This window comes from Mixta intestinalis, assembly GCF_009914055.1.
Classification (GTDB): Bacteria; Pseudomonadota; Gammaproteobacteria; order Enterobacterales; family Enterobacteriaceae; genus Mixta; species Mixta intestinalis.
In genome coordinates, this window is record NZ_CP028271.1 from 1,971,187 (window position 1) to 1,987,802 (window position 16,616).

Annotated in this window: 12 protein-coding genes; 2 read left to right on the forward strand and 10 right to left on the reverse strand. The window is 45.5% G+C overall.

Going from position 1 to position 16,616, the window contains the following annotated elements; genetic code table 11:
* Nucleotides 1–158 precede the first annotated feature (158 nt).
* A complete protein-coding gene (locus C7M51_RS09390; RefSeq protein ID WP_160621550.1) occupies nt 159–1,982 on the forward strand; it encodes a hypothetical protein in 1,824 nt (607 codons plus the stop codon).
* 67 nt (nt 1,983–2,049) lie between these two features.
* Here C7M51_RS09390 and C7M51_RS09395 read toward each other — a convergent pair whose 3' ends face one another.
* The 10 genes from C7M51_RS09395 to C7M51_RS09440 all read right to left on the reverse strand — a co-directional run bounded on the left by C7M51_RS09395 (nt 2,050) and on the right by C7M51_RS09440 (nt 14,031).
* The gene (locus C7M51_RS09395; RefSeq protein ID WP_160621551.1) at nt 2,050–3,057 is read right to left on the reverse strand and encodes a glycosyltransferase; all 1,008 of its coding nucleotides are present in this window, start codon (nt 3,055–3,057) and stop codon (nt 2,050–2,052) included.
* On the reverse strand, nt 3,054–4,010 hold the full coding sequence (locus C7M51_RS09400) for a polysaccharide pyruvyl transferase family protein (RefSeq protein ID WP_341874759.1): 957 nt from the start codon (nt 4,008–4,010) through the stop codon (nt 3,054–3,056). The genes C7M51_RS09395 and C7M51_RS09400 overlap by 4 nt, the downstream gene beginning before the upstream one ends.
* Nucleotides 4,011–4,012: 2 nt before the next feature.
* Nucleotides 4,013–5,494, reverse strand: coding sequence for an MOP flippase family protein (locus C7M51_RS09405; protein ID WP_160621552.1), 1,482 nt, complete (start codon nt 5,492–5,494; stop codon nt 4,013–4,015).
* Nucleotides 5,495–5,600: 106 nt separating this feature from the next.
* Entirely contained in the window at nt 5,601–7,004 is a 1,404-nt protein-coding gene (gene wcaJ, locus C7M51_RS09410) for an undecaprenyl-phosphate glucose phosphotransferase (RefSeq protein WP_160623614.1), read from the reverse strand.
* A gap of 73 nt (nt 7,005–7,077) precedes the next feature.
* Nucleotides 7,078–8,160 carry a glycosyltransferase gene (locus C7M51_RS09415; RefSeq protein ID WP_160621553.1) on the reverse strand — a complete coding sequence of 361 codons (1,083 nt, stop codon included), beginning with the start codon at nt 8,158–8,160 and terminating at the stop codon, nt 7,078–7,080.
* Entirely contained in the window at nt 8,161–9,255 is a 1,095-nt protein-coding gene (locus C7M51_RS09420; RefSeq protein WP_160621554.1) for a hypothetical protein, read from the reverse strand.
* A gap of 33 nt (nt 9,256–9,288) precedes the next feature.
* Nucleotides 9,289–10,194, reverse strand: coding sequence for a glycosyltransferase family 2 protein (locus C7M51_RS09425; protein WP_160621555.1), 906 nt, complete (start codon nt 10,192–10,194; stop codon nt 9,289–9,291).
* A 73-nt stretch (nt 10,195–10,267) separates the two neighbouring features.
* Nucleotides 10,268–12,448 carry a tyrosine-protein kinase Wzc gene (wzc, locus tag C7M51_RS09430; protein WP_160621556.1) on the reverse strand — a complete coding sequence of 727 codons (2,181 nt, stop codon included), beginning with the start codon at nt 12,446–12,448 and terminating at the stop codon, nt 10,268–10,270.
* Between the two features lie 12 nt (nt 12,449–12,460).
* The gene (locus C7M51_RS09435; RefSeq protein WP_160623615.1) at nt 12,461–12,895 is read right to left on the reverse strand and encodes an arsenate reductase/protein-tyrosine-phosphatase family protein; all 435 of its coding nucleotides are present in this window, start codon (nt 12,893–12,895) and stop codon (nt 12,461–12,463) included.
* A gap of 5 nt (nt 12,896–12,900) precedes the next feature.
* Complete coding sequence (locus C7M51_RS09440; protein ID WP_160621557.1) at nt 12,901–14,031, reverse strand: polysaccharide export protein; 1,131 nt, start codon at nt 14,029–14,031, stop codon at nt 12,901–12,903.
* Nucleotides 14,032–15,018: 987 nt separating this feature from the next.
* Here C7M51_RS09440 and C7M51_RS09445 point away from each other — a divergent pair.
* Nucleotides 15,019–16,596: a TerC family protein gene (locus C7M51_RS09445; RefSeq protein ID WP_160621558.1), complete on the forward strand. Its 1,578-nt coding sequence runs from the start codon at nt 15,019–15,021 to the stop codon at nt 16,594–16,596.
* Nucleotides 16,597–16,616: the final 20 nt, after the last annotated feature.

Sequence of the window (16,616 nt, forward strand, 5' to 3'; positions counted from 1 at the left end):
AAGTTTTATTTGCTGAGATTAATCTGATAATAAAACCGCTTCCATCTCTATATGTAAAAAATCGTTTTCTTTTATCTGAATTTAAATATTACCGCTTCCAATTAGCAGAGCGAAATGAATAATAAAGGCTGGCGTAATCATTCTAACAAGGGTCAGAAATGAGCACTAATGAAAAAGCCAGTAATGAACGTATCAGCTCAAGACGTAAAGCGCTTACAAAGATACTGGTCTCTGCGGCAGCCGTTGGCACTATTGGTAGCCTGACGCGAGCTAACGCTGCGCCCGCATCTGCCCAGCCTGAAAGTACCCGAAGTAAAATTGATGGCGCACCAGGAATAATCCTCGATCATGCATCTACCTCCTGGGCGAAAATTCGTAGCGATGTGCACAATAACCATGGCCCGGTAGATAATTATGCTGCTTTACAACAGTTAGCAGAGGATAAGAAATACCTCACTATCGACACCCCGGTAAGCATAAACAAATCAATCAAGTTAACCGTAAAAAATCAGATCATAGAAGGGCGTGGAAACGGTATAATCACGCCACTACGCAATATGAGTAATGAGTTTCTACTGGAACTCAAAGCTGACGCCACGCAAATACATGGCATGGTATTCGATAACCCAATGCTGTTAAAAAGCGAAACTGGCGGGCGTCAGGGTGGAATAATGATTTCCGCTAATTACTGTGAAATTGCTAACTGTTATTTTTACCGCATGCTGCAGTCTGTTGTCGCGCCTGCAGGTTTTGGCGCATGGGGTACGAAAATTGTTAACAACTGGTTCCTTGAGTGCTTAGGCGCAGGCACAGGTATGCGCGATCTACGGTCTAAGCTCGGCGAGGACCGGGGCGATGCGGTAACGATATGGGGCTCGGGCACTATCATGACTGGCAACCACGCTTACTGTAAAGCCGGGGAAGATGCACGCCTGGCCTTCCATGCCGAAGGGCTACCGGGAGCGCGCAAGTACCTGCGTGATTTCGATCATAAAGATATCATTATGGCGAATAACATGGCTAAGGGGAGCTTTCGTCGCCATTTTGCCATGGAAAATATTACCGACGGTATATCAATAGGTAATATATCTATGGGCGGGGCCACATGGTGGGGAGAAGCCTATATTCAGTGCAAAAATATTAACGTAAAAAACACTATCCGCTACAGCAATAGTCCCGACATCGTGAACGGTAAAGCGTGGCGCCCCATTAAAGCGGCGATAGCGGTGGTCAATTTTAACGAAGGCATTAATATTGACAGTACCGTACTGATTGCCAAAGGCACCGAGGCTTACGGCTTTGCCATTGCGACCCAGACCGGAGAACATGATATCACCCTCTCCGGTAGTATGATTAATGAAGGTGCACGTACTAACACCGCACTCTATCTTAACCAACCGAAAAGTTTCCGCATTAATAATCTGGACACACAAGGATTTGCGCGTGCTGCACAGATTACTACCGGTAAAGATGTCACTATCACCAGCAGCAACTGCTACCATCAGCTCAATGGTACCGGGAAAGGTATGGAAATTGTTAAAGGCACCGGCGGTAATATTGCAATAAACGGCGATACTTACAATGGAGCGACGACGGTCTTCAAACTACCGAATGTAGATAATCTTAGCATACAGAATACACGCGTTAGCGGTTCAGAACGCTTTGCCGAACTAAGCGGTATTAAACAATCATTGCTGGTAACCCATAATATGGTTAGCGCAGATAAATCGATGGCATTGGTTTATAGTGATGGTAGCGCACCGGATATCAGCTGGTTAGTAGAAGGAAATATCGGTATTCGCAGTAATTTTACTTACACCAGCGCACAGCTCTCATCACTCAATTCAAATCTGAATCAGCGTAGCAAGCATGCCGGGAAGAATGTTTGCGTTAACAGTAACGCGGTGTATGTTGCACTTGGCGGCGCACCAGAGTCTCCCTGGTTAAATCTGGCGACGCAAAAAATGATAAAACCGGTTTAAAAAAAAGCCTCAGCTGGATAGCTGAGGCTTCTTAAAATCAATACCAACTAAAGATACATGGGCCTTTTCAGGCGTCGCGAATTTTTAACTGTTTCAGAGCAAAATTAAATACTCGCCATGCAAAGTAGTTGTTTTCCGCCAGCGTAATATCCAGATTACGATAGCGGGAAATCAGGATATCCAGGTCCCTCTGCGATTTATCGCTAAATGTTACGCCAGTACTTTTTGCCACGCCGATAACGTTAAGTATATTTTTAACGATGCGCGCACGTAAATATTTGCGGCTCTCTTTATCAGAAGTTCGCTTCATCAGGCCTTCCAGCGCGTCACAGGCACGCAAATAGCCAATAGCATTTTTTTCTGACCGCGAACTTTGCATGATAGAACCCATACGAACGCGTCGTTGAAAGTAGACGTTATCTGTCACACAGGTTTTACCCGCCGCAAAAAAGAGGCGCGGGGTAAACTCTTCATCTTCATGAATAATTGGCAGAAAAAAGAGCTGATGCTGTACCTGTACTTTTCGGGCATAAATATAAAGCCACGCGTTAGGAATAAAGGCATTGGCTTCCGACAAAGCATTAAACGCTTGTTCTCCATCTGGAAAAACCCGTTCCATACGACGGCGATAGGAAATTAGTCTCACCTGCTGTGACTGTTCCTCTCCCCGACTTTTTGCTACCTGATCCTCAAAGGACTTCGCTGAGAAGGCGAATATTTCCATATCAGGATGCTGCTTCAGTGTCTGATAAAATTGCGCGATCAGACCATCCACAGAAATATCATCCGAATCAAAGTAGTAAATATAATCACCAGTAGCAGCACGCGTACCCGTATTACGCGCCTCACCCAGTCCGCTATTGGTAGTATGGATAATTTTTACCAGCGGATGTGAACCATACAGCGTTTCCACCAGATCGCCAGAACCATCCGTTGAACCATCATCGACGATAATGACTTCCCATGGCTTTACAGACTGTGTGAGAATTGAATCTACAGCCTCCTGAACATAATCCAATACGTTATAAACAGGAATAATAACGGAAAGTTTAGGAATCGTTGGCGCTTCTGTCATAGGGTAATCAGCTCGCAATCAGGGACATCTTTTGTCCAGGAGGCATAATAACCTGAATTTTTACCGTAAGAGTTATCCAGCAGTTTAGTTTTTATACCAAGCAGGCAACACAGAATATGACCATGCATACGTGAGGTTACTACGGTATCGTGTGACATAAAATAACCGTTAATCCGGTTTATCATCGTGTCGGTATACTCGCCCCACTTTTGTGGCGTATTGAACAGACGCGTACTTAAAGTACGGTTAATACGTTCAAAATTTAGATAAATCTGCGTCTGAGAGCGATCCTGATCGGTACAGATATCTTCCCAGTCTTCATAACCTTCAGGCCCAGGCATACCCGGCAGGCCTTCGACATTCGTTTCTTCAATATCTTTACGGATCATCCATAAGGTTTCACGTTTGATATCATTAGCGTTCTGTTTTGGAAAAACGTTCCACAAGGCATGCGCCATATCCGGGCAAAGACGCACATCACGACAAAAGTGCTCTTCAAGTATTTGCTTGCTACGCTCATCGCGACAGAAAATAGTCAGATTTTTATGCTGACGCAAAATCTGGGCGGACTGTAGCATTTTTGTTTTATCTTTAAAATGAACCGTCTGTGGCAGAAAAACCACTTTATGATGTGGAAACATTTCTACAACGGCTTCACGCAGGCGCTGATGATGAACATATAAATCGCCAAAGTTACCACCGCCATGTAACAGAATAATGGTATCCTTTGGTAGATTACGGTTTTCCGATAGCCATTTTATGCTGGTTTTATCAGTACGCCGTGCTAATACCTGATATTGACGTTCTTTAAAGAACTGTTCAGTGCCCTTATAGATTAACAGGTCGCCAACGTTAAGATGAAGAGGGATATCCAGGTAAACCACTTTGCTACCGGGGGGAACCACTTCATCAATAACTGACAGGTAATTTTTAAGTTTATCCATATGGTGCATGATTAATTTCCCGCTCTTAAAATTCGACGAAGTTTTGGATTTTTAAAGAGGTGATTTTTGATTTCCACAATCAGCGGATCGCGGCTGATTAAAACCGAAACCAGGAAAATCATCCCTCCTGAAATAATTTGAACGGCTAAGATTACAGGAAGCGAAACCGAAGTCGAGAGGAACAGTCCTATAATCCAGGGCACCGCCAATGTCGGCAACGCCATACGAAATGGCATCCAGATACTATACAAATACTGCTTATAACTTGTTCCCAGAACCGGGCGGATCAGAATAAAATAGCTCAGCCAGGTATTAAGCACCTGCACTGCTAAAAATCCTAATGAGGCACCAAAACCTCCGCCTATTTTTGCTCCAATCCAGATAGCAGGAACAAACAGGAAAAATTTCACCACGTTAAATTTAAAGCTGATATCAACACGCGCCTTGGCCATCAACAGCGAACCAATCGGATTACCAATCGAACGTAGCAGACCCACTACGCAGAGAACCTGCAAAATCGGCGTAATAAAGTGCCATTTTTCACCAAACATAAACAGCACAAAATTTTCAGCTACGACTAACAGACCTAACAACGCAGGAAAATTAAGCAGGCCAACCAGTGACAGTAATTTATAAAAATTATCCCGTAGCTTCTGTTGATCATCCTGAATTTTAGAAAAGGCTGGAAACAGCACACGGGTAATAATAGGGTTTAATTTAGTTGGCGGCATTACCGCAACGTTATAGGAGAGGTTATAACCACCAGTAATAGCCGCACCTAAAGTACGAGACAGCACTGCCGTTGCCACATTAGCATTTAGCTGATTGATCAAACTATCCGCAGTCAGGTAAGCACCAAATTTCAGGTTGGAGGTAATAGTGCGAAATGAGAAATGAAAGCGTGGCCGGTAAGTTTTGCGTCCGTACCAGGAGAACATCAGCGTCCGTACGGTCACCATCGCCAGATATCCCCAGATAGCGGTTATCGCCTGCGGCTTAATCCATGCGGCACCCATAGTAACAATAAAACCGAGGGTAACCGCCAGCGTTTCGGTTAAACCGATTTTTGGGAATTCAAGTTCTTTCTGCAGTAGCGCACGGAATTGTTGTCCATGAGGAATAATCAGAAAAGCGACAGATAATACCTGAATAAGTAACTTAAGATCGGGTTGCTTTAACCACGTACTAATTATGCCACTACAGCTAAAAACAACACCAAACACGATTAAACCAATAAGAATATTTATCCAGTAGAGCGTTGAAAGCTCAGTCTCAGAAATCTCCTTACGCTGGATAATCGAATTTGACAGACCGAAATCGGAAAGCGTATCTGCCAGTAAAATAATGACCATAGCAATAGTCAGTAAACCGAACTGGTGTGTATCAATTAATCTTGCCAGCAACGTCATTTGCAGGAAGCCTATGCCGATTGTCGACAGGGTCGACATCGCAGACCACTTGGCTCCCTTTACTGTTTTTTCTTTTAAGCTCATAATCCACATCTAAGCAGGCGTGAAGTCCGCTTTCACTATGATAAAATACAAACCGTACCCCTGCGGGATACGGTTTTTATCAGCTGCTCTCTTATGTCCGCTGCGCTTAATACGCAGTTTTGCTGATAAAGCCTTTAAAGAGAGTCAGAAAAATAATGCGCATATCGAGCCACAGGCTCCAGTCACGGATATATTGCAGATCAAACTCAACGCGCTTTTCCATTTTTTCCAGCGTATCGGTTTCACCGCGCCAGCCATTAATCTGTGCCCAACCGGTAATACCCGGTTTAACCTTATGACGTAACATATAGCCTTGAATAATGGAGCGGTACTGCTCATTGTGCGCTACCGCGTGCGGACGTGGTCCCACGATAGACATGTCACCCTTCAACACATTGATAAACTGTGGCAGTTCATCAAGCGAGGTTGAACGCAGTATACGGCCAATTGGCGTAATGCGCGCATCACCTTTGGTGGCTTGCTTCACCGTATCACCATTCTCCATTACCGACATAGAGCGGAATTTCCATACCTTAATTGGCTTACCATCCATGCCATAACGCACCTGACGGAAAATTACCGGGCCCGGTGAGGTAAATTTTACCAACGCGGCAATAGTCAGCAGGGCTGGAGAAATAAATAACAAAATACAAGAGGAGACAACGATATCTTCCAGACGTTTCAACACCATATTGATACCGTGCATCGGCGTTTCAAACAGCGGTACTACCGGAACACCGTTAATTTCTTCCGTACGAGACTGTAAAATATTAAAGGTAAAAATATCAGGAATCAGCATAACGGAACAGGTGGTATCAGAAAGTCTGCTTACCAGATCGCGAATGGCTGCTTCCTCAGACATCGCCATAGCGATATAAATTTTATCCAGTTTCCCTTCGCGAGCATCGACCAACAGTTGTTCCAGGTTACCGCAGTAGTTGATATTTCCTGCACCACTACGAGATTCATTAGCAACGTCAGAATAAAGCCCAACAACGTTTAACCCCATCCAGGGAGCGTTAATGAAACTATTAGCAAGTGAAACGCCAATGGGCATATTGCCCACAATGGCAACGTTACGCGTGTTGTACCCTAACTTACGTATAATGCGTGCAAAATAACGAATAGCCGAGCGCGAGATAATAAAACCAACGCTGACAATCGCAAACCATAGCAGATATGCTTTAAAGTTAAGATCCAGTTCACTGATAAGAGCCATCACACCGGCAGTAATCAGAATACTTAACGCCCAGTTTTGCAAAATGATCTGTAACTCGGTGGCAAAACTGACACCGCGCCACGACCGATAAAAATCGGTAATCCCGCCAATCATCTGAAACAGCGCCAGGGCGGTTAGCGAAAGTAACCACCAGGACGATGAAAAGGGCTGAGATTCGATACGGGCCAAAATATAAAGCCCCATAAACATAACAAAAATGTCTGAAAATCGCTGTATGATGGAAATAATCGACGCATTGGTACGCGAGCGAAATCCACTGGCCATTGTCATTTTATTATCTTCCCTGCCTAATTCATGCATGATTGAAGACATGTCTTAGACCTCGCTATAGTCAATTTGATATTCAACGTTTCATTATGTCGGCATATAAACTATGCGTTTTGGTTATCATAGCCTGAGAAGTAAAATTCTCTGTATATAATTGATTTCCTTTTTTCCCCATTTTGCTTAAATCAGATTTTTCTAAGCGGTTAAAAACTGAGAGCAAGGAGTCGGCATCGCCATTTTTAAACAGATAACCCGTTTCATTATTAATGACCACTTCTGGTAAAGAAGTCGCATCGCTGGCGATAATGGGTAACGAATAACTCATCGCCTCCAACGGCACCATAGCGAAGCCCTCCCAGCGGCTGGGTATTACCAGTACGTCAGCGGCGATAAAATAGGGTTCCATCTGACTAGCTTTTAACCAACCGGTATATTCCGCCTGCGGCAATTTCTCAATATGTTCTGCGCTATGTACGCTGTCACCAATTAACGTTAAATGAATATTAGGGTTCTGGTTACGCTTCATTGCATCCAGCAAGATGTCGTAACCTTTTTGATAATCAAAACGCCCAACAAACAACATATTAATACGTGTATCGTCAGTTTTATCTGGTCTGATAATATGGCGCTGTGGTACACCGTTATGAATAACGAATAATTTATCCCCTTTAATGCCATGCGCCCTGGCCTGGTCAGCTTCATACTGACTAACACAGATAATCGCATCGGTCATTGGCAGCAGCGCTTTTTCTATCAGTGCGTAAATTTTTTTCTTTCCGCCGCTGGTTTGCATTAAAAAACTAAATGCATGGGGGCAATAAACGACTTTCGGTCTTACTATTGGCCATAGCAGAATCAAACAGGCTCGGCCTATAACGCCAGCAAAAGAGCTATGAAGATGCACAACATCGGGTTTAAAAAGAATTACCGCACGGCAAAAGGCTGTGGCAAAAGAAATTAAAGCACCAACCGACCGACCTTTTCGCTCCCATTTTACGACATTCTCTTCATGGGCCGTATCCAGTTCACCGGCCTGATCCGCAGGGATCAGGCACTGAATACGGTATGTTTCTCTGTCATCCTGTTGTGCCGCAACGAGTTGCTTTAAAACCGTGGCTACGCCACCTTTTATGGTCTCAGCAGCATGAAGGATTTTCATTTACTCTTCCTTTTTGAATTTCCCAAAACTTAAATAAACGTAAAACATTAACGGATAAAATGGCGACAAATGGCGCAGATAACTACCATAATCCGGCTCAAACAAACTTTGAATAACGGTATATGAAATAATTATTAAAGAAAAGCTCACTATTAGTGGGTAAGTCCGATCTTTTAGAGCCGCGTTAAGAGTTTGCCATATTCTTTTGAACATCAGAACAATGAAGAAGGAAATCACTACATAATAAGGCGACAACATTAAAATAAGCGGAAACGGGATAAAAAAAGTTATCCACGTTAAACTTACGTTAAGCCAGCCAAACACAGGGTTGCCTGTTGGAAACCAGGGGCGAATCAGCGTATTGCTGCCGTCACCCGTACTGTCCAGCCTGTGCTCATTAACCTCATTACGAAAATTATCGACATCAATACCTAAACCATACTGAAAGCCGAATGCCAGCACCAACAGCGAAAATAAGCACATAACAAAGAGCCATTTCCAGTCAGAAACATAGCGTGAAGCTAATAACAATACATAGAATTCAATAAGAAATAAAAACCAATACGTCCTAAAATAATAGGCGTAAAAGATGGCAAAGCAGGTCCATATCAGCAGTCCGGCTGTACGATTAAAAAAAGTAATCAATAAAGGCATCATTATTAAAAAAACAATGAAGTCTTTACTCTGCCATGTCAGGTTGATCATGGATGAAAAACAAAAGAATAAAAATACGCCAAGATCAAGGATATTCATCGATCCGCCACGCACTTTGATAAAAATGAACACAAAGGTGCTGATAATTATCATGGCTGAGATGAGCGCAAAAACAATAGAGCTTTGTTCAAAACCTAACAGCTTATAAAAATAGGCGGTACTACCGTAGGAGTTTCCCGGTCCAAAACTGTAGGTAAGTTTCATAAAGCTAAAAATCGTGATCTGATCGGAGAAAAAATAGGGTTTCATTACCGATTCTTTCACCAGCGCCACAGCTATCATTACCAACATCATAAACAGGAACAGCATAAAGGTCATATGCGGATCAAAATAGAGATAGCGATTTTTTCTTATACCTATCTTTAGGGATACAAATTTCATTATATTTTCGCCGTTCTGATTGCTGTTTTAAAATCACTTCCCCGGAACGAAACGTTTTGCGGTAATAGTGGCTAACTTTTTTACCCGTTCATTCATCATCGCTATAAAGTGGCTGAGTTTAATTTTCCCCGAAAAGAGTAATTTTAAATATATTGCAACACCCTTGCCTTTCTCATTGGACAGCAAATAGCTATCAGCAATTATTTTGGCGTAGAAACCAAACCAGATATAGCTGGGTACACGTTTTTTAATACTTTCCAGCCAGATTAGTGACTTATCACGTTTCCCATCAGAAGAAATCCGCGCTGTCGAATCAGAATCGTCATAAATAGTTAATGGTAAATCAAGATAATAAAAACTGGCGTGCTGTTCCTGTAGCCGCAGCGCAAAATCCCAATCCTGATGCTTTCTCAGCGCAGGATCAAACTTCGCCTGCTTTGCTATAGCGGCATCCAGCATTAACGTACTGGTCTGAAAATCATTGCCCAGCAAAAGATATTCCATAACAGAAGCATATTTATCCACTGGTTTATTTCGGCGCAGGTGAAGTCCTTCTGGGCGCTTATTATATTTAGCTGTCATGCAGACGCGATTTTTTCCCGGTTGCTGACGCAGGAAATTTAGCTGCTTCTCCAGTTTTTCCGGCACCCACTCATCATCTGAATCCAGCAGCGCAATAAATTCACCGCGGCTGCGTTCAATGCCCTCATTACGTGGGCGCGTACCGCCGCTGTTTTTTTCCAGCTGAATAAAGCATACCCGCTCATCCTGTACGCCTGCCATTACTACAGCAGTATCATCGGTAGAAGCGTCATCCACCACAAAGACTTCAATATGACGGTAAGTCTGATTCAGAACGCTGTTCAGTGTTTTTAAAATGATATCGGCACGATTAAAGGTAGGAATAACAACGCTGATTAAAGGCGTAGACTCAGTCATAACATCAGTCTCAATAAATTCGTTTTAAAAACCTCAAAAAGGCCAGCCGTAAGCGGCTGGCGCTATCATCATTTCAGGAGGGCTTGGTAGATTCGTAGCTGTAGTGATAATAACCGTAGCCGTAATAGCTGGCGGCTTTCTTCACAACCAGGTTCATGATGGCACCTTTGATTTCGATACCGTTTTGCTCGAAACGACGCACGCTGACTTCTACTTCTTTCACCGTTGATTTTTCGAAACCTGCTACCACCATGCTGGTGCCAGCCTGCATCCCGATAATCGCAGCATCGGTAACGGCCAGAATCGGCGGCGTATCGATAATGACGATATCATAATGCTTCTGCACGGTTTCCATCACATCAATAAATCTCTGGCTCATTAACAATTCTGATGGATTAGGCGGTAACTGACCGCGCGGAATAAAATCCAGTCCATTAACGTTAGTCGGTCGAATCGCCTGCTCCAGTGAAGCCTGGTTTGACAGCAGCTCGGAAAGCCCGTGACGGTTATCGCCGCTAAACAGCTCATGGGAATAGCCTTTACGCATATCGCCATCGATAAACAGTACACGCTGACCAGACTGCGCAACCACCGCTGCCAGGTTAGTACTGATAAAGGTCTTACCAATATCAGTGCTGGTGCCGGAGATCATGATGATATTGTTGCGCGCGTCCATCATAGCGAAGTGCATGGTGGTGCGCAGGCTACGCACGGCCTCAATAGCCAGATCGGTCGGGTTAGCCAGAGCCAGCAACTCGCCGCTGCGCGGTACTTTCTTACCTTTCTCTTTACTTAAGGCAGAAATCTGACGGTCACGCTGCTGCTGCCATTCGGAAATAGGAATGCTGGCATAAACGTTGATACCGCTGTTTTCCAGCTGTTCCGGGCTTTCAATGCCGCGAATCAGAATGGTTTTCATCAGCACGTAGATGGTGGAAACCAGCAGGCCGAGAACCAGAGAAACGGCGATAATAATGGCGGAACGCGGTGCGATCGGCTTGTTCAGTACCAGCGCAGGGTCAACGATACGCACGTTACCTACGGTGCTGGCCTTATTGATGCTCAGTTCCTGCTGTTTATTCAGCAGCTGCATAAATACTGCCTGGCCGGCATCAACATCACGCGTCAGGCGAATAATTTCTTGCTGCGTTTTCGGCAGTGCTGATACCTTGCCTTCCAGCGCTTTCTTCTCGTTACGCAGCGTCTGGCGTTTTTCCAGCAGCGTACGATAGGCCGGATGCTCTTTAGTATAAAGTTTGGAAATCTCTGCCTCACGGAAGGTCAGCTCGTTTAGCTGATTATCCACGTTTACCATGGTATCCAGCATCGATTTCGCTTCCAGCGACAGATCCACCGAATCGTTTTCCTGACGGAACGCATTCAGCTTATTCTCTGCATCATCCAACTTCTGGCGCACTTCCGGCAGCTGGCGGCTGATAAAATCAAGGCTTTTCTGCGCTTCAGCAGATTTACGCTCAATATTCTGCAGCAGATAGTTCTCGGTAATGGTACGCAAGGTCTTTTCAGTAAGCTGCGGATCGGTACCATTCAGCGTCAACGCCAGTACGCCAGTATCCTTGCCTTGATCGACAACGCTGAGGCGACTCACCAGATCGTTATAGGTTGGCAGATAGCCATTTTTCTGTACGGTAAAGCTATCGCCCGGGCCCGCATCGGTATCGGACACAAGAATTTTCACCTTGCCCTGACCGGCATATTCGCCAATTTTGCCTTTTACCAGCTCGCCATCGTCTCCGGAGAGGGTGAATGTCTTATTTTCACCAATTTCCAGCTCCAGCTTTGTGCCGATTAATTCAGGCGGCACTTCGAGACGGGAGACGGCGATTTTCTTCTCAGGTTGCCCCATCATACGTGCCCAGCCTGCCCCTACAACCGGCAGATAGTTCGGTGTGACCGTAGTTTGCAGGTTTAGGTCGTCAATGGTTTTTCCCAGTACCATTCGGGACATCAGCAGGCCGATTTCAGCATCAGATGCCGGTTTAGTATCCGGCATCAGGCTGGAAACCTGGCTTAGCACCAGACTACCCTGATTTTGCTCTACCTGTACCAACGCATCGGCCCGGTAGATGGGTGTAGCCAAAATGGAGTAAATTACGCCGATAGCGGCGAATAGCGCGGTTACGCCAGTAATGAGCCAGCGATGATCGATTAATGAACCGTATAAACGGGCTACATCGATTTCATCTTTGGCATCTGCAATATTTTGCGAGCTATCTGATTTTTTATTGACCATTATTATGCCTGATTATCGATTTAATGCGTGGGCCCATTTCTGAGCAGCGTCATCCAGTAAAAGATATACAGCTTCAAAAGCCTCTATACTTTTTCGATATGGATCCGTGATTTCTCGACCGTTACACCAATGACCAAAGAGCATCGTCTTGCCACGAACTTCCGGCGCAATTTGGCTGATATCATTGATATGTTGTTTCTCCATCACCAGGATCAGATCGTTTTCTCTACACATCGCGGAAGTTAATTTCCGTGCACGGTGTCCTTCCAGCGAGAGGCTATGTTGTTCTGCCACTTTTACGGCGTTTTTGTCGGCGGGGTAATCTGTCAGCGCCGCCAGCCCAGCGGATGCTACCGTTATCTGCGGGCAGTAGCGCTTTAACAACCTTTCGCCAATTGGCGAACGACAAATATTCCCCACGCAAACAACGAGTATTGAATTAAACATACTCATCACCAGTTTCTGATATCGTGCGCCGAATCGATGCTGTAACGTACGCTGTTGACGGTCGGTAGAAGCTGGTTGATAACGCGGTTCCAACGTGTCAGCGGCGTTGCAGTTACATAGACGATGTCATACGGCTCGAGCTGGAATTCGGTACCCAGCACCATAGCCGTCGCATCGGCAGTGTTTAGCTGGTAAACATCGGCAATCTTGCCGCCCTGCTGGCGATTAGGACGAATAACAAATACGCCAGTTGCGTTAGAGACTTCCTGATTCAGCCCTTCCGCATTGCCTAATGCTTCCGTTAGGGTCATACCGCTACGATCCATTTTCAACGTCTGCTGGCGCGTCACTTCGCCCATAACAAACACCTTCAGTTCGTCATTGCGCGGCACAAAGAGAATATCGCCCGAATAAAGCAGGCGGTTCTGCGTCAGATCGCCGTTTTGCATCAGCGCCTGTAGTGAAATACGCTGCTCACGACCATTATGCGTCAGGATAACGTTGCGCCAGTCGGCATCCGCTGCGAGACCACCTGCGGCGTTGATGGCATCCAGTACGGTCAGAGGAATATTTGTGATTGGCTGCTGACCGGAAGTACCTACTTCGCCAGTAACATAGGCTTTCTGTGAGCGGAAGGCAGCGATATTGACATCAACCTGCGGGCTTTCAATATAGCTCGCCAGGCGACGCTGGATCTCACTACGCACTTGCTGAATAGTTTTACCTACCACTTTAACTTTACCAATGTAGGGATAATAGATCGTCCCGTCTGAGTGCACCCAGTTGCCAGTATCGCTGGCGCTACGGTATTGCCCGGCAGGTGTCGTCAGCTCGGGGTGATCCCAAACCGTGACGCTTAATACATCGCCTACGCCGATACGGTATTCGTAATTAGCCACTTCCTGGTCGAGCAAGGGGTTCGGTTGTGCTACAACAGGACGGTGGCGCAGCTGCTCCACCAGCATCGGCGTTAATGGGTATACATTAACCATTTTATTAATGTCATAGTCAGCGTCCTGCTGTTTAATAACATTTTTACCGCCAGTAGAAACATTTTGCCCTGGGACCACGGTACAGCCACTAATAAGTGAGATTGACACCAGTAACGGGGCCAACTTAAGTTTCGATTTCATCATTGAATTATCATCGCTATTGCTGATTTATTGTCTAAAGCGGTGTGTCGCCGCAAAAAAATGTTCATGAATAAACGTTAATTCACGACCAATCTGCTCCAACTATTGCTGTTCCGTCATGAGATGTTTGCCCCTCGTTTTATGCATAAATGTTCCTGCCGCTAAAGCTGCTGAGTCCAACACCTGGCGCTAATGGTGGCAGCCCGCCCTCCTGTTCAATCCCTGAATGCAGCCTGTCTGTTCTCATTAACTGTTACGTCACTATCTGGATACGTAGCGGTTAATGTGGTGTACGCCAGGCTACCGTTAGAACTCTATATTCTGTCGCATTTAGTTGGCGTTAGTCTTAAAACAACAGAAAACTATAAATTACTATTGACGTGTATATTATGTTCGCTGCATGAGCGCTTAAGCACGCTACCGCCCCTGGCTTTCAGCTACCAATGCTGTTTAATCAGAAACAAGGCTATATAGTGAAGCGTGAAACGAACGGGCTTTATAAGTTTCTTAAAAGCGCGAGAAATAGCGCTTTTATCAGAGTGCGCTGCGTTAAACCGCAACAATTATCTCGGTTCGATCACATAAGTTATGGCTAGATTTTTATACTATTGACTGGTTGTGACAAGCTTGAGGAAGCAGATCCATAGCACTTTCAGAATAAGACTAAGATTTATAAAAATTAAACTTTTTAATTCAGCAACTTAAAGCAATCGAACCTTTCTTTTTTTTCCAGATAATTCCGGCTTGATAATAACATTTATCCACCGACACGAATAAAACCCGTTTATTTCACCAGCAAATGTTAATAGTTCACGCCTGTCATTCTTGATTAAAAATCTATAATTTCAACTCTAACCTGATGTCTGATGAGTATTGAATAAGGCTTGTCGGTTTTTTATTTAGGATTAATCTCAGAAAACGTTGTGTTTTCATTATTGTGATCCCATCATCGATTAAGGTAATTAATCACTTCACAAGGTGTAAAAAGGTATGGAATGGATCGCCGATCCGTCAATCTGGGCTGGACTGGTTACGCTAATAGTTCTGGAGCTGGTACTGGGAATTGATAATCTGGTTTTTATCGCTATTTTGGCGGAGAAACTGCCCGCAGCACAGCGCGATCGCGCAAGGGTTACCGGTCTGCTGTTGGCGCTGATAATGCGCCTGGTATTACTGGCTTCTATCTCATGGCTCACCGGGCTAACGCGCCCACTTTTCACACTTTTTTCCCACGGCTTTAGCGCCCGCGATCTTATTATGCTGATCGGCGGCGTTTTTTTGCTATTTAAAGCCACAATGGAACTTAACGAGCGGCTGGAAGGCAGCGATCTGGATGATAAGCCCCAGAAGCACGGTGCCCGCTTCTGGCCAGTGGTAGCGCAGATTGTGGTACTGGACGCGGTCTTCTCCCTTGATGCGGTAATCACTGCCGTCGGAATGGTTGATCATTTGCTGGTGATGATGGCAGCGGTAGTTATCGCCATTTTCCTGATGATTCTCGCCAGCAAACCTCTTACCCGCTTCGTCAATGGTCATCCCACCATTGTTATCCTCTGCCTGAGCTTCCTGTTAATGATCGGCTTCAGCCTGATTGCAGAAGGGTTTGGCTTTCATATTCCCAAAGGTTATCTCTACGCGGCGATTGGCTTCTCTATTTTGATCGAATCGTTTAACCAGCTGTCACAGTTCAACCGCCGCCGTTTCCTTTCAGCAAAGATGCCGTTGCGTAAACGCACCGCAGAGGCGGTTTTGCATCTGCTGCGCGGTGAAAGTACCGAGGCAGAGCTGGATCGCGATACCGCGTCACTGGTAGCCGACGCCAGCGAACAGGGTGCGGTATTTAATAAGCAGGAACGCCAGATGATCGTGCGCGTAATGGGGATGGCACAGCGCAGTGTCAGCAGCATAATGACCTCCCGTCACGATATTGAGCATATCGATCTCAGCGACAGCCCTGAAAAGATCATGGCGCAGCTGGATAATAACCAGCATACGCGCCTGCTGGTGACGGAAAACGGCAACGAGCCGCTCGGCGTCGTTCACGTCATCGATCTGCTACATCAGACGCTGCATACCCACTCCCTTGATCTGCGGGCGCTTATCCGCCAGCCGCTGGTATTTCCTGAGCAGCTAACGCTGCTGCTGGCACTGGAGCAATTTCGCAGCGCCCGCACCCACTTCGCTTTTGTGGTTGATGAGTTTGGCTCCGTAGAAGGCGTGGTGACGCTTAGCGACGTCATGGAAACTATCGCCGGTAACCTGCCTAATGAGAGCGAAGAGGTAGACGCACGTTATGATATTCGCCAGAACGATGATGGCAGCTGGCTGGCAAATGGCCACATGCCGCTCGACGATTTGGTGATGTATATCGAACTGCCACTGAATGAAAAACGGGATTATCACACTATCGCCGGCCTGTTGATGGATCGTCTCCAGCATATTCCTCAGCCGGGAGAAGAACTACAGGTAGGCGATTATCTGTTTCGCACGCTGGAAGTGGAAAGCCACCGGGTACAGAAAGTACAAATCGTGCCGCTACAGCAGCCTGAACCTGACTATGAGGTATAGCGGGTAAAACCGTGGCGGCA

Coding starts and splice junctions, on each gene's coding strand:
- wzc (WP_160621556.1), bottom strand. CDS start 12,448: ATGGTCAATAAAAAATCAGATAGCTCGCAAAATATTGCAGATGCCAAA.
- C7M51_RS09405 (WP_160621552.1), bottom strand. CDS start 5,494: ATGAGCTTAAAAGAAAAAACAGTAAAGGGAGCCAAGTGGTCTGCGATG.
- wcaJ (WP_160623614.1), bottom strand. CDS start 7,004: ATGACAATGGCCAGTGGATTTCGCTCGCGTACCAATGCGTCGATTATT.
- C7M51_RS09420 (WP_160621554.1), bottom strand. CDS start 9,255: ATGAAATTTGTATCCCTAAAGATAGGTATAAGAAAAAATCGCTATCTC.
- C7M51_RS09425 (WP_160621555.1), bottom strand. CDS start 10,194: ATGACTGAGTCTACGCCTTTAATCAGCGTTGTTATTCCTACCTTTAAT.
- C7M51_RS09395 (WP_160621551.1), bottom strand. CDS start 3,057: ATGACAGAAGCGCCAACGATTCCTAAACTTTCCGTTATTATTCCTGTT.
- C7M51_RS09435 (WP_160623615.1), bottom strand. CDS start 12,895: ATGTTTAATTCAATACTCGTTGTTTGCGTGGGGAATATTTGTCGTTCG.
- C7M51_RS09390 (WP_160621550.1), top strand. CDS start 159: ATGAGCACTAATGAAAAAGCCAGTAATGAACGTATCAGCTCAAGACGT.
- C7M51_RS09445 (WP_160621558.1), top strand. CDS start 15,019: ATGGAATGGATCGCCGATCCGTCAATCTGGGCTGGACTGGTTACGCTA.
- C7M51_RS09400 (WP_341874759.1), bottom strand. CDS start 4,010: ATGCACCATATGGATAAACTTAAAAATTACCTGTCAGTTATTGATGAA.
- C7M51_RS09440 (WP_160621557.1), bottom strand. CDS start 14,031: ATGATGAAATCGAAACTTAAGTTGGCCCCGTTACTGGTGTCAATCTCA.
- C7M51_RS09415 (WP_160621553.1), bottom strand. CDS start 8,160: ATGAAAATCCTTCATGCTGCTGAGACCATAAAAGGTGGCGTAGCCACG.